Here is a 12,922-nt window from a genome sequence, read left to right on the forward strand (position 1 = left end):
CCGACGTACCATGAGACCCGTGGACCTCCCGGTGATGCCGCCCGTTGCCCCGATGCTCGCCAAGGCCGTCACGGCTGTGCCCGATCAGCCGGACGGCGATCCGGTCTGGTCCTACGAGCCCAAGTGGGATGGCTTTCGTGCGTTGATCTTTCGGGACGGCGATGAGGTCAACATCGGGTCGCGGGGCGGAAAGGACCTGGCCCGCTACTTCCCCGAGCTCGTCGCGGCTGCCAAGGACGAACTGCCGGACAAGGCCGTCGTCGACGGCGAGATCGGGGTGCCGGCCCTCATCGGCGACACGCACCGGCTCGACTGGGACTCCCTCGCGCAGCGCATCCACCCGGCGGAGTCCCGGGTCACCATGCTGGCGGAGAAGACGCCCGCGATCTTCATCGGGTTCGACGCCTTGGCATTGGGCAAGGCGAGCGTGACCGGTGAACCGTTTCCCGTCCGACGTGAGGCCCTCCTGCAGGCGATCGACCCGGACGGCGGTGGCGACCGGCTGCTGAAGGTCAGTCGGGTGACGGCCGATCCGGCGATCGCCACCGACTGGTTCACTGCCTTCGAGGGCGCGGGCCTCGACGGTGTCGTCGGCAAACGACTCGACGGCGCGTACGTCGAGGGCAAGCGCGAGATGGTGAAGGTCAAACACAAGCGCACCGCCGACTGCGTGGTCTTCGGATACCGGGTACACAAGAGCGGTACGGGGCTGGGGTCGATGCTCCTCGGGCTCTACGCCGACGGCGAGCTCCGGATGGTCGGCGGAGCCGGCGCATTCTCCGACGCCAAACGCATCGAACTGCAGGAGATGTTCGAGCCCATGCGGACCGATCCCGACAAACCCAGCCCGGGGGAGCCGACGCGGTGGCGTTCGGAGAAGTCGGGCGAATGGATCCCGATCCGCCCCGAACTCGTCGTCGAGGTCGCCTACGACCAGATGGAGAACCACCGGTTCCGGCACACGGTCAAGTTCTTGCGGTGGAGACCCGACCGCGAGCCCGAGAGCTGCACCTACGACCAGCTCGAAGTGCCCCTCACCTACGATCTGCACGACGTGTTGGAAGGGGACTCCTGACATGGCATCCCGATCACCCGCCGAGGAACTCGACGTCGACGGCGTCGCGGTCCGGTTGAGCAATCCTGACAAGATCTACTTCCCCGAGCTCGGCGAGAACGGTGGGCGCAAGCGCGATCTCGTCGGCTATTACCGGGAGATAGCCCTTCAGGGCGCGATCATGACCGCCGTTCGGGATCGGCCGACCTTCCTGCAGCGCTTCCCCGACGGCGTCGACGGCGAAGAGATCTACCAGAAGCACATCGCAAAGAAACGCCCCGACCACGTGCAGTCGACGCGGATCGTGTTCCCCTCGGGCCGAACGGGTGACGCGATCAAACCGCAGATCCCCGCCGACATCGTGTGGGGTGCGAACCTGGGCACCTTCACCTTTCACAGTTGGCCTACCATCGACCCGGACAACGATCATCCCGATCAGCTACGGATCGACCTCGATCCGCAGCCCGGTACCGACTTCGACGACGTGCGACGCGTCGCGATCGAAGTGCTCGCACCGCTACTGGACGAGTTGGGCTATACCGGGTTTCCGAAGACCTCGGGTGGCCGTGGCATCCACGTGTATGTGCCGGTGGAACCGAAGTGGGACTTCATCGCCGGCCGACGAGCCGTGATCGCCATCGCGCGTGAGATGGAACGCCGCGATCCCGAGGGCGTCACCCCGTCGTGGTGGAAAGAGGAACGCGGCGAGCGGATCTTCATCGACTACAACCAGAATGCACGCGACCGCACGATGGCCTCGCCCTACTCGGCGCGCCGCAGCCCCAACGCGCGGGTGTCGACGCCGGTCACCTGGGACGAGTTGGCAGATGTGAATCCCGACGACTGCACCATCGCGACCGTCCCCGAACTCGTTGCGCGACGCGGAGATCCGATGGCCGACATCGCCGATCACCGGCGCGGCCTGGAGCCGCTGCTGGAGATGGTGCAGCGCGACGATGCGAACGGACTGGGCGACATGCCGTACCCGCCGAGCTATCCGAAGATGCCGGGCGAGCCGCCTCGGGTGCAGCCGAGCAAGAAGGTGGCCGCCCACTGGGATGAGAAGGGCAATCGCGTCGAGGGGTGACCCGCAGGTCCCTGAGGAGCGAGCTTGCGAGCGTCACGAAGGGCCGCCCACCAGCTGGTCGAGTAGCCGAGCGAGCCCGGCGTATCGAGACCACCGAACCCAGACCCCAAACACTCACGTACGCAACGTGATCACCAGCACCAGATACACCAGGTATCCGACGACGAACGCAACCCCCTCGAGCCGCGTGATGCGCCGGCCGGTCAGGAACACCGGCACGCAGATCAGCGCGACTGCGGCCATCAGCGGCAGATCGATCCGGATGAGTTCGTCGGTGACCTCCAGCGGCCGGACCAACGAGGTCGTGCCGAGGATGAACGTGATGTTGTAGATGCTCGATCCGATGAGGTTGCCGATGGCGAGATCACGTTCGCCGCGGATGGTGGACACGATCGTGGTGACCAGCTCCGGCGCCGACGTCCCGATCGCCACCACGGTCAGGCCGATGACGGCCTCGCTGACACCGAGATCCCCGGCGACGTCGACCGCGCCGGTGACGAGCCACTCGGCGCCGACGACGACCACGGCCACCCCGGACACGAGTTGCACGATGCGCCAACCGATCCGGCCGGGTACAGGTGTGGCGTCGAGTACTTCGGGGAGTGGTGCGTCGTCGCCGGAGATCTCCGCCCGGACGACGGTGATGGTGTAGGCGACGGCGAGCAGGAGCAGGATCGTGCCGTCGAGCCGCGACAACGTCCCGTTGGCCGCGAGTGCCCACAGCAGCAGTGCGCTGACGACCATGGCGGGCAGATCGATCCGAACGGTCTGTCTGCGCAGTGCCAACGGCACCATGGCCGCCGAAAGACCCAGGATCAGAAGAATGTTGACGATGTTGGTGCCGGCGATGTTGCCCACCGCCAACGGGCCCGCATCGTGCACCGCGGCGTCGATGCCGACGGCGAGTTCGGGAAGGCTGGTGCCGATCGACACCACCGTCACGCCGACCAGCATCGGTGAGATGCCCAGTCGCGCGGCGATCGCCGAACCGCCGCGCACCAGCCCTTCGGCTCCGAGGATCAACGCGGTGAGCCCGATGACGACGAGGACGTAGTCGTTCACGTGCTGATTATGGGGTCTTGGGCGTGCGGACCGTGCGGCAATCACTTCGAACGGGCAGGACGGAGGTCGGCGAGGCGAGTCTCGTCGCCACCGGGACCTATAGCCGAAAACATATGGTCCGACAAGAAAGTGCTGGTTGTTCGTGGCGGCTGCTGGGTGTGATGTGGATATCACTCAGACCGTCGGTGCAACCGCCGCCCGCAGAGGTGGGTCTGGGTTCCGAGACTGTGGAGGTTCCCTCATGACTGCGACTCACGTCACCACCACCGGGGTCGGCCCTCGGGCGACGCGGAGTGCGAAAGCCAGTAGGTACTCGTGGGGCATCGTTCTGCTTCTGTTCCTGTTCTTCACCCTGAACTTTGCGGACAAGGCGGCCGTCGGCCTGGCGAGCCACCAGATTCGCGAGAGCTTGGGCATCAGTGCCGGACAGTACGGGCTCCTGAGCAGCGCATTCTTTTGGCTGTTCGCGGTAGGAGCGGTCACGTTGACGGCGGTCCTGCGCAAGATCTCCTATACCTGGGGCGCCGGGCTGCTCATGATCACCTGGATCGCGAGTATGGCCCCGCTGGCTGTTCAGACATCGTTCGGCGTGCTGCTCGCATGCCGCATCGCGTTGGGCTTCTTCGAAGGACCGGCGCACGCACTGTGCCAGTCGGTCGTGGCCGACCGCTTCGCACCGGACAAGCGGGCGATGGCCGGCGCGGTCGTGAACGCTGGTTCCTCGGTCGGACCGATGATCGCTGCGCCTGTGCTGACGTGGGTCATCCTCACCTGGACCTGGCATGCGGCGTTTCTGGTATTGGTGCTGGTGAGCGCGGTCTGGGTGATCGTATGGTTCGGGTACACCGAGAAGTTGCCGTTCAGGCGTTCCGAACGTCCGACCTCCGAGGTCTCGACGGTCGGCGATCCACACGACGACGTATCGGTGCCCTTTCTTCGCCTGCTGACCCTGCAGAGCTTCTGGGGATTGGTCCTGCTCTCGTTCGCCGGCTATCTCATCTCGTCGTTGAAGGTCGCCTGGTTGCCGGCGTACATGAACGAGGGACTGGGCTATTCGTCGGGCACTGTCGGACTGTTGGTGACACTGCCTTACGTGGTGGCGGTCTTCGTATTGATCTCGGCGGGGATACTGTCCGGTCGCCTGATACGTCGCGGGGTCAGATCACGCGTCGCCAGAGGCTATCTCACGGGTGCCTATCTCGTGCTCGGCGGCGTCTCGATGATGATCTTCACCCAGATCCCCTCCGGTGCTGGACAACTCGTCCTGGTGATCATCGCCTTTGCGGTGAACAGCGTGCCGTTCTCCGTGGCGTTCGCGGGTGCCTCGGACTTTCTGCCCGCCAGGCAGCGGGTGGCATTCTTCGGGTGCATCATCGCCGCGTACAGCGTGGCGGGGATCGTCGCGCCCTACCTGCTGGGACTGATCATCGATCGCGCACCAACTGCAGCACAGGGATATTCAACCGGATTCCTGTTCGTCGGGGCGGTGGTGTGTGTCATGGGTGTCGCCGGCGGCTACATGCTCAATCCGGAGAAGTCCAGAGCTGCATTGCAACAGCTCAGCGCCACCAACTCGGCACGGAAGGACAGGTGAGATCGATGACGAACCGACCCCTGAGCGGAATCCGCGTTCTGGACCTGGGCCAGTACATCGCCGGGCCCGGCGCATGCCAGATGCTGTCAGACCTCGGAGCGGATGTGGTGAAGGTCGAGAGCCTACGCGGTGACCAAGCCCGGTCGGTGGGAACTTTCGGAGAAGCCATGGTGCAGGCCTACAACCGAGACAAGCGCAGCATCGCCCTCGATCTACGGCACCCCGACGGCGCTTCGGTCCTGCACGACCTCCTCGCGACTGCCGACGTCGTCGTACACAACTTCCGTCAGGAATCCGCCGAGCGGCTGGGTTTGGGCGCCGCAGAACTACTCAGCCGATATCCACGTCTCGTGCTGGGTACGGTGACGGGCTTCGGGACCGCCGGACCGTCGCGGAACAGGCCCGGGCTCGACATCGCCGCCCAGGCCGAGTTCGGGCTCATGCACGTGACGGGAGCTGCCGATGGGCAACCTCAGCGCGTGGGCTTTCCGGTCGCGGACGTCGCCACCGCCAACGCTCTGGCCACGGGAGTGCTGGCCGCCCTCTATCAACGCACGGTCACCGGCCGTGGAGCACATGTGCAGACCTCGCTGATGGAGGCGACGCTCGCAATGCAGGCCGCCGGGTGGAGCGAGTACATGGTGACCGGAACTGCCCCGCGTCGCAAAGGTAACGGGCAGGCGTACGCAGCACCCGCTGCCGACGTGGTCGAGCTGATCGACGGACCGATCGTGCTGTCGGCGTACACCGACGAGAAATGGTCCGCGCTCTGCACTCTCATCGATCGTCAGGACATGATCGAGGACCCACGCTTCGTCGACAACCCGGCCCGGGTGGCTCACCGCGACGACCTTCTGACGATCCTGTCCGACGCATTCGGCACGATGACCCGAGACCAGGCGGTCGAACTCCTCCTGTCGGCGAACATCGTGTGTGGGTCGATCCGGTCCTTCGACGACATCGTCGATGACGACGACGTGGCCGCCTCCGGGATTCTGATCGACGTGGTCGCCGACGACGGCAGCGTGCACACGGCGCCCGGGCCGGCCTTCACTCTCGACGATGTCACGCCCCCTTCCTCGTCGGCTGCCCCGACGACCGGCCGAGACACCGCGACGGTGCTCGGCGAGATCGGCTACTCCGACGACGAGGTCGATCGCCTTCGTCGGTCAGGGGTGGTCCTCACCGATTTCGACAATGACCGCCACTCATCCATGAGGAGACTCGCATGATCGACCCGATGATCGCCGACTGTGACTTCGACACGTACACGAAGATGATCGCCGACTTCACCAACACCGACCTCATCCCCACCGAGAACGAGATGGTCGAGGCAGGTGAGGTGCCCGCTCGGATCCTGGATTCGATGGCGGCACTGGGCCTGTTCGGGATATCGATTCCCCGGGCCTATGGCGGCCTCGAGCTCACCATGGAGCAACAAGTCGGACTGACGTTCGAGTTCACCCGCGCATCGTGTGTCTATCGGTCACGATTCTCGACGGTCATCGGCTTGTGCTCACAGGCAATACTCGAGCACGGCACCGAAGCTCAGCGACGCCGACTGCTTCCCGCGATGGCGGCCGGCGAGTTGGTCACCGCATTCGCCCTGACCGAAGAGGCTGCCGGTTCTGACGCCGCCCACCTCCGGACGACGGCACGCCGCGAGGGGGATGTCTATGTTCTCAACGGTGGCAAGCGCTACATCACCAATGCCGCGTGGGCGGACGCCTTCGTGGTGTTCGCTCGCACGGACGACTCCGACCCCGGCGCGGGTGGCATCTCGGCGTTCGTCGTGGACGCATCCACCCCGGGTATCACGACCGCGCTTCCGTCGATGATGAACGGTCATGCCGAGGCTCCTGTCGCGGAGATCCGCTTCGATGACGTCGAGGTCCCGTGCACTGATCTGCTGGGTGGGAGCGAGGGCAGCGGCTTGACCATGGCGCTGCGCGGGATCAACCATGCTCGGCTGCACGTGGCCGCGACGTGCGTGGGTCAGGCGACTCGAATGCTCGAAGAAACAGTTGCCCATGTCACCCGGCGACAACAGTTCGGCGGTCCGCTGGCCGATCTCGGCGCGGTGCAGGCCACCTTGGGCGCGAGTTTCGCCGAGATGGAGGCGGCGCGAGCGCTCGTCGTACAGAGTGCGAGGGAGTTCGACCGGGGTGCGATTCCACGACATCGGATCGCCGCCGCGAAGCTGTACAGCTCGGAGATGGCGAGCCGCGTGGCGGATCGCTGCGTCCAATTGCTCGGTGGCGAGGGCATTGTCGGCCCGAACCCGGTACCGCGGATGTGGCGTGATGTCCGGGCGTTGCGCATCTATGAAGGGTCGTCGCCGGTCCACGAGCGGAATCTCGCCAAAGCGATGATCCGGCAGGTCACAATCGATGGGACGCTGCCCGACTCCTTCCGGGCCTGATCGGTGTGCGCTGAGCCCCATCAACGCGAACGAGGACGGTGGACCGATGGATCTGCGACAACTCGAGTACTTCTTGGCTGTCGTCGAGCACGGCGGTGTCAATCGGGCCGCACAGCATCTGCACATCGCGCAGGCGACGCTCTCCCAGGGAATTCGCCAACTCGAACGTGAACTGCGGTTGTCCCTGTTCCACCGGACGGGACGCAATCTCGTCATCAACGCGGAAGGGCAACTGCTGATCGAACCTGCTCGACGTGTCCTCGCCGATGTCGTCGCCGCCGAGGACATCATGCGCGGTGCCCGCGACCTGCAGGTCGGATCGATCACGATCGGCACGATGCCGGAGATGTCCAGCGACGCGGTCGCCGCATGGAGTGGTTCGTTCACTCGGCTCTATCCCGAGATTCGGATCGACCTGTCGGAGTTCGTCGGAGTGCGCGAGCTGTGCGACGAGGTTCTGGCGGGCCACTGTGAGCTGGGCTTCACGACCTTTCCGGTTCCGACGGAGAATCTCGAGCAGATGACGCTCGGCGTACAGCGGCTCCTGCTCGTGATGCCGCCCGGAACCCCGACCGATGGTGCAGCGATCTTCCAGCTCACCGGACTTCATCGGGTTCCGCTTGCGGTGAGCAACTCGGCCGTGCGAGAGAACGACATCGTCACCTCGATACTGCGACGCGAGTCGGTGACCCCGACCATCCGTGCGCAGGTTCCCAACCGGCATGCCCAACTCACCTTGGTGCTCAACGGGGCGGCGTGCGCGTTCCTCCCGTTGCGTATGGCGGTCGCCGCGCATCGGCTCGGGGCGGTCGTCGTGGAGACCGACCCCGCGATCCGAACACCTTTCGGGATCGTGCACCGCCCGGGTCCCCTCAACCCGGTCGCACAGAGTTTCGCGATTCAGAGTCGCGCGGACCTCGCCCGACGCAACGGGCGCATCGCCGAACTCATCGACACCGGAGTCCCGTTGATCGAGGCTGCACTGACCGCATACGACGAATTGGAGTCCGATCCGCCACCACCGACGGGGACCCGCGAGTGACATCGAACTGGACACCATTCACCGACGGCGAGGACCCGGATCCCCGCTTCACGCTCGCCAACGAACGCACATACCTGGCCTGGTCCCGCACGGCCACAGCGCTTCTCGCTGCAGGAATCGGTCTACAGGTCGTCGGCGGCACGGTCGTTAGCCCACTCATCGCCACCGTCCTGTCCGCTGTGCTTCTCGTCAGCGGAGGCGTGCTCGCCGTGACATCCCTGGTCCACTGGGTGATCGCGGAACGCGCCCTGCGCCTTGGCCGCAGACTGCCCACGCCCGTGATGGCGCCCGTGCTGGGTGTGGTGCTCGTCGTGTGTGCGACAGCTCTGATCGTCGAAGTGATACGAATGCGATGACGTCGTCGACTGCAGATGCCCGTCGTCGGCGAGCCGGCATCGCGCGGCCGGACGGTCCTCCGGACGACGGACTCCAACTCGAGCGAACGTCGATGTCGCTCGTGCGGATGGTGTTGTCTCTCTTGGGATGTTGCACGCTGTGCATGCGGGTGTTCCCTCTCCACAGCCGAGTGGCCGTCGCCGGGGCGATAGTCGCGAGTACGGTCGTCACCATCGCGGGGGTGCGCGAGACGCTCTCCCGCCCGACGCGGCGCCGGCAGTTCATCGCCGGGCGCCTGACTCCGGCGCTGGGAACGGCCGCCGCGCTCGCGGCGAGCATCGTCCTCCTCGCTCTCAGCGGCCTGTGGGTCGTGCTCGCCTGACGGCAGAAGCGAACACGCGTGCGTGTGCGATACCGTGCGCCGGCCTGGTTCAGGCGGGGATGGCGTCCTCGCGGCGCGCCAACGCCTCGGCGCGCTCCCGGATGCCCCGAAGCATCTTGCGCTCCATGATCAGTGATCCCGGCTCCATCGGCAGCATCCCGATCCGGTCGCGCAACCGGGCCAGCCGAAAACGATTCCGGCTGATGAGCCGCGTCGTGCGGCCGTCGAGCGCGACGAGCGTGAACGCCCACACCCAGTTGCCGTCCTCCGAGCGCGTCGCGAACGCGTGTCCCGGGTCCGCGACGGCGATCCGCATCCGGTTCGGGCCGAGCGCGATGACCTCACCGATCGCCGGGCGCTGGAACTCGTCGAGAACCCGATCGGTGCTGTGCATGTTCAGGCCGAGCAGATTCTCGATCCAGTCGTAGGTGTAGGCCCCGCCCCGCGGAGCCGGTCCCATTTGCGCGAGCCACGGGTAGACGTGCTCGGGGCGGGCGTGGATGGTGATCGCGCGCGTCGACGTGCCGTCGGCCTCGGGCAGCAGATCGTCACCGGGCAGGGTCGCGGCCACCTCGTCGTCGGTGGCACCCCAGGTGAGGATCGGCTGTCGCAGGAATCGTCGATATCCCACCGCCGCGGTCCCGGCAGCCACCGCCGCGACAGTGAGGGCGGTTGCGGTGTTCATGTTCCCAGCATGCGCCCGTCGACGACCGATGTCGTGGGTCCAATGTCACCGATTCGAGAGGCCGATCGCGACGATCTCGTGGCGAGCGCGGCGTCGGGCTGGAAGCATGGGGGACAGTCCGAGCGCAACGTCAGATCGCGTCGCAGTGGCCGGGCCCGACGCGGGCCCCACCGACGGTTCGACGACAGCCCATCTGCTCGGACGCGAGCTGTCGGGAGACGTCGCCACTGCACACGCCGTCTGCGGCGAGGAGTGCGTCATGCCCGACAACGTCGCCCGGAAACTCATCGGTTCACATCTCGAGCGGGGTGAGATGACACCCGGTGAGGAGATCGCGATCCGCATCGATCAGACCCTCACCCAGGACGCCACCGGCACCCTCGTGATGCAGGAACTCGAGGCGCTCGGTCTGGACCGCGCGCGGACACAGGTGAGCGTGCAGTACGTCGACCACAACCTCCTGCAGACCGATGAGAAGAACGCCGAGGATCACGAGTACCTCCGGACGGCGTGTATGCGATTCGGGTTGTGGTTCTCCAAACCCGGTAACGGTGTCTCACATCCGACGCACATGCAGCGGTTCGGTGTGCCGGGTTCGACGATGGTCGGGTCGGATTCGCACACCCCGGCCGCCGGATCGCTCGGCATGCTGGCGATCGGCGTCGGCGGGCTCGAGGTCGCCCTGGCGATCGCCGGGCACCCGCTCAACATTCGGATGCCCGAGATCTGGGGAGTCCGGCTCGACGGCGAACTGCCCGAATGGTGTTCGGCCAAGGACGTGATCCTCGAGATGCTCCGCCGCCACGACGTGAAGGGCGGGGTCAACCGGATCATCGAGTACCACGGCCCGGGTCTCGACGGGTTGACCGCGATGGACCGCCACGTCATCGCCAACATGGGTGCCGAACTGGGCGCCACCACCACGGTGTTCCCGAGTGATCAGGCGGTGCGGGAGTTCCTGCGAGCCGAGGGACGTGAGGACGACTGGTCCGAGCTGGTCGCCGACGACGGCGCCGAGTACGACATCACCGACACCATCGACCTGTCGACGATCGAGCCGCTGATCGCGAAACCGTCGTCGCCGGGCAACGTGGTCCCCGTGCGCGAGGTGGCCGGTGAGCAGATCTCGCAGGTCGTGATCGGGTCGAGCGCCAATCCGGGTCTGCGTGATTTCGCGATCGCGGCGGCGATGATCGACGGGCGGCAGACGTCGCCGGAGGTCAGTTTCGATGTGAACCCGACGTCGCGGGAGATCCTCGCCGACCTCACCGAGATGGGCTCGACCACCCAACTCGTGATCGGCGGCGCCCGAATCCACCAGGCCGGGTGTATGGGATGCATCGGGATGGGGCAGGCGCCGGCGACGGGCCGGAACTCGTTGCGCACCATGCCCCGCAACTTCCCCGGTCGATCGGGCACCCGGGAGGATGCGGTGTGGTTGTGTTCGCCGGAGACCGCGGCCGCGTCGGCGCTCACCGGCAAAATCACCGATCCGCGCGACTGGGCGGCCGAGGTGGAGATGAGTTACCCGCACCTCGATCTCCCCCGCGAACACGCGGTCAACACCGCCATGCTGGTGGAGCCGATCGACGAGGAGTCCGCGGCGACGGTCGAACCGGTGAAGGGCCCCAACATCTCCAGCCTGCCCGAGCTCGACGAACTCCCGGACGTCATCGAGGCGCCGGTGCTGCTGACGGTCGGCGACAACATCTCCACCGACGAGATCTCGCCGGCCGGTGCGCGGGCGCTGCCGTTCCGGTCGAACATCCCGAAGCTGGCGCAGTTCAGCTTCACCCAGATCGACGAGACCTACCCGGAGCGTGCCGCTGCCGCCGACGGCGGGCACATCATCGTCGGCGGCGAGAATTACGGGCAGGGTTCCTCCCGCGAGCACGCCGCCATCGCGCCGCGACATCTCGGTCTCCGCATGGTGATCGCCGCGTCATTCGCGCGCATCCACTGGCAGAACCTCGCCAATTTCGGGGTGCTGGCAGTCGAGTTCGACGACCCCACCGACCACGACACCATCGATCAGGACGACGTCCTCAAGGTCACCGGGCTGCGCGACACCCTGGGGTCGACCGACCGGCTGACGATCGAGAATGTCACCAAGGGAACGACATTCGAGGTCCGGCATCGCCTCTCGGAGCGGCAGGTCGCCGATGTCCTGGCCGGCGGTCTCATCCCGCGACTGGCCGCCGAGGAGGAATCCGACGTCCAGGAGGCGAAGGAGACCGTTCTGCAGCACAGCGGCGAGATCAGCTGAGCTGTCACGGGATCAGCGCGACCTTCCCTCCCGGATGGCCTGCGCTGACGAGCTCGAGTGCGGCGCGCGCCTCGGACAGCTCAAACGTGCGCGCGACCGGGACCACGAGATCGCCTGCGGTAGCGAGCCGGATCAGCTCCGGGCGCACGGAGTCACGGAACGCGAGGCTCTCCGGCTGCGCACCGCCCAGCGCGACGAAGCCGTCGTCGGCGGCGCGTCCCGGCGCGACGACGGTGACGATGCGGGAACGGTCGGCGACGAGTTCGAGTGAGGTGTCGACGGCCTCGTCGGTACCGGCCGCGTCGAGCGCGGCCCAGACCCCGTCGGGCGCGGCCGCGCGGACGCGGTTGGCGAGTCCGGGCCCGTGGTCGACGGGGATGCCACCGAATTCGCGTACGCGTTCGGCATTCGTGGGGCTCGACGTGCCGACGACGGTGATGCCGCGCAGGCGCGCGAGCTGGAGGACAGCGACCCCCACCGCGCCGGACGCGGCGTGCAGCAGGATGGTCTCACCCGGTTCGACAGCGGCGGCCCGGAGCATGTCGGCGGCGGTGCACCCGGCCAGCAGCAGATTGGCCGCCGCCGGATGATCGATGGTCGGCGGCTTGGCGAAGACCTTCTCCGCCGGAACGGACAGCGCGGTCGCGTACCCGCCGTGCACGCGGAAGGCCAGCACCTCATCGGCGATCACGCCTCCGCCCGAGGCGATCTCGGTATCCGGCCCGAGGGCGAGGATCTCGCCGGACACCTCGTAGCCGATCGGCAGCGGCAGCTGTGACGGATCTACTTTTCGCCGTGCGTGTTTCAGGTCGGCGGGGTTGACCCCGGCCGCGCGGACACCGATGATCACCTCGCCCGGGCCGGGCGGATCGAGCTCGTCGTCGATGAGCGCGAAGTCGTCGAGTCCGTCGAAACCCGTGGCCACCCAGCGTTGTACGTGCATGTGGCCAGGGTAGTGCGGACGCGCGAACACAAACGTCCCCGTGAGCGGT

At 66.6% G+C, this 12,922-nt stretch carries 12 protein-coding genes; 9 read left to right on the forward strand and 3 right to left on the reverse strand.

Going from position 1 to position 12,922, the window contains the following annotated elements; translation table 11 throughout:
* Positions 1-19: 19 nt before the first annotated feature.
* Both EEB19_RS06740 and EEB19_RS06745 read left to right on the forward strand, forming a co-directional pair.
* The gene (locus EEB19_RS06740; protein ID WP_187584414.1) at positions 20-1,075 is read left to right on the forward strand and encodes an ATP-dependent DNA ligase; all 1,056 of its coding nucleotides are present in this window, start codon (positions 20-22) and stop codon (positions 1,073-1,075) included.
* Position 1,076: 1 nt separating this feature from the next.
* Entirely contained in the window at positions 1,077-2,141 is a 1,065-nt protein-coding gene (locus tag EEB19_RS06745; RefSeq protein ID WP_187584416.1) for a DNA polymerase domain-containing protein, read from the forward strand.
* 114 nt (positions 2,142-2,255) lie between these two features.
* On the opposite strand, the gene EEB19_RS06750 is transcribed toward EEB19_RS06745, so the two are convergent.
* The gene (locus EEB19_RS06750) at positions 2,256-3,203 is read right to left on the reverse strand and encodes a calcium/sodium antiporter (RefSeq protein WP_187584418.1); all 948 of its coding nucleotides are present in this window, start codon (positions 3,201-3,203) and stop codon (positions 2,256-2,258) included.
* A 241-nt stretch (positions 3,204-3,444) separates the two neighbouring features.
* Here EEB19_RS06750 and EEB19_RS06755 point away from each other — a divergent pair, with 241 nt between their 5' ends.
* Genes EEB19_RS06755 through EEB19_RS06780 form a run of 6 tightly spaced genes read left to right on the forward strand, consistent with a single transcriptional unit; the run spans position 3,445 to position 8,979 of the window.
* Positions 3,445-4,797, forward strand: coding sequence for an MFS transporter (locus EEB19_RS06755; RefSeq protein ID WP_187584420.1), 1,353 nt, complete (start codon positions 3,445-3,447; stop codon positions 4,795-4,797).
* Positions 4,798-4,802: 5 nt separating this feature from the next.
* Positions 4,803-6,029: a CaiB/BaiF CoA-transferase family protein gene (locus tag EEB19_RS06760; RefSeq protein WP_187584422.1), complete on the forward strand. Its 1,227-nt coding sequence runs from the start codon at positions 4,803-4,805 to the stop codon at positions 6,027-6,029.
* Complete coding sequence (locus tag EEB19_RS06765; RefSeq protein WP_187584424.1) at positions 6,026-7,219, forward strand: acyl-CoA dehydrogenase family protein; 1,194 nt, start codon at positions 6,026-6,028, stop codon at positions 7,217-7,219. Before EEB19_RS06760 ends, EEB19_RS06765 begins: the two co-directional genes overlap by 4 nt.
* 46 nt (positions 7,220-7,265) lie before the next feature.
* On the forward strand, positions 7,266-8,261 hold the full coding sequence (locus tag EEB19_RS06770; RefSeq protein WP_187584426.1) for a LysR family transcriptional regulator: 996 nt from the start codon (positions 7,266-7,268) through the stop codon (positions 8,259-8,261).
* Positions 8,258-8,617 carry a YidH family protein gene (locus EEB19_RS06775; RefSeq protein ID WP_187584428.1) on the forward strand — a complete coding sequence of 120 codons (360 nt, stop codon included), beginning with the start codon at positions 8,258-8,260 and terminating at the stop codon, positions 8,615-8,617. Before EEB19_RS06770 ends, EEB19_RS06775 begins: the two co-directional genes overlap by 4 nt.
* Positions 8,614-8,979: a DUF202 domain-containing protein gene (locus EEB19_RS06780; protein ID WP_187584430.1), complete on the forward strand. Its 366-nt coding sequence runs from the start codon at positions 8,614-8,616 to the stop codon at positions 8,977-8,979. Before EEB19_RS06775 ends, EEB19_RS06780 begins: the two co-directional genes overlap by 4 nt.
* Before the next feature lie 49 nt (positions 8,980-9,028).
* Here EEB19_RS06780 and EEB19_RS06785 read toward each other — a convergent pair whose 3' ends face one another.
* Entirely contained in the window at positions 9,029-9,664 is a 636-nt protein-coding gene (locus tag EEB19_RS06785) for an SRPBCC family protein (protein WP_187584432.1), read from the reverse strand.
* Between the two features lie 259 nt (positions 9,665-9,923).
* Between EEB19_RS06785 and EEB19_RS06790 the strand changes: the two genes are divergently transcribed.
* Positions 9,924-11,930, forward strand: coding sequence for an aconitate hydratase (locus tag EEB19_RS06790; RefSeq protein WP_187584535.1), 2,007 nt, complete (start codon positions 9,924-9,926; stop codon positions 11,928-11,930).
* 4 nt (positions 11,931-11,934) lie between these two features.
* Here EEB19_RS06790 and EEB19_RS06795 read toward each other — a convergent pair whose 3' ends face one another.
* Positions 11,935-12,873, reverse strand: coding sequence for an NADP-dependent oxidoreductase (locus EEB19_RS06795; protein ID WP_187584434.1), 939 nt, complete (start codon positions 12,871-12,873; stop codon positions 11,935-11,937).
* Positions 12,874-12,922: the final 49 nt, after the last annotated feature.

The organism is Gordonia sp. OPL2 (assembly GCF_003797825.1).
Classification (GTDB): domain Bacteria; phylum Actinomycetota; class Actinomycetes; order Mycobacteriales; family Mycobacteriaceae; genus Gordonia.

Coding starts and splice junctions, on each gene's coding strand:
- EEB19_RS06745 (WP_187584416.1), top strand. CDS start 1,077: ATGGCATCCCGATCACCCGCCGAGGAACTCGACGTCGACGGCGTCGCG.
- EEB19_RS06755 (WP_187584420.1), top strand. CDS start 3,445: ATGACTGCGACTCACGTCACCACCACCGGGGTCGGCCCTCGGGCGACG.
- EEB19_RS06760 (WP_187584422.1), top strand. CDS start 4,803: ATGACGAACCGACCCCTGAGCGGAATCCGCGTTCTGGACCTGGGCCAG.
- EEB19_RS06765 (WP_187584424.1), top strand. CDS start 6,026: ATGATCGACCCGATGATCGCCGACTGTGACTTCGACACGTACACGAAG.
- EEB19_RS06770 (WP_187584426.1), top strand. CDS start 7,266: ATGGATCTGCGACAACTCGAGTACTTCTTGGCTGTCGTCGAGCACGGC.
- EEB19_RS06780 (WP_187584430.1), top strand. CDS start 8,614: ATGACGTCGTCGACTGCAGATGCCCGTCGTCGGCGAGCCGGCATCGCG.
- EEB19_RS06785 (WP_187584432.1), bottom strand. CDS start 9,664: ATGAACACCGCAACCGCCCTCACTGTCGCGGCGGTGGCTGCCGGGACC.
- EEB19_RS06790 (WP_187584535.1), top strand. CDS start 9,924: ATGCCCGACAACGTCGCCCGGAAACTCATCGGTTCACATCTCGAGCGG.
- EEB19_RS06795 (WP_187584434.1), bottom strand. CDS start 12,873: ATGCACGTACAACGCTGGGTGGCCACGGGTTTCGACGGACTCGACGAC.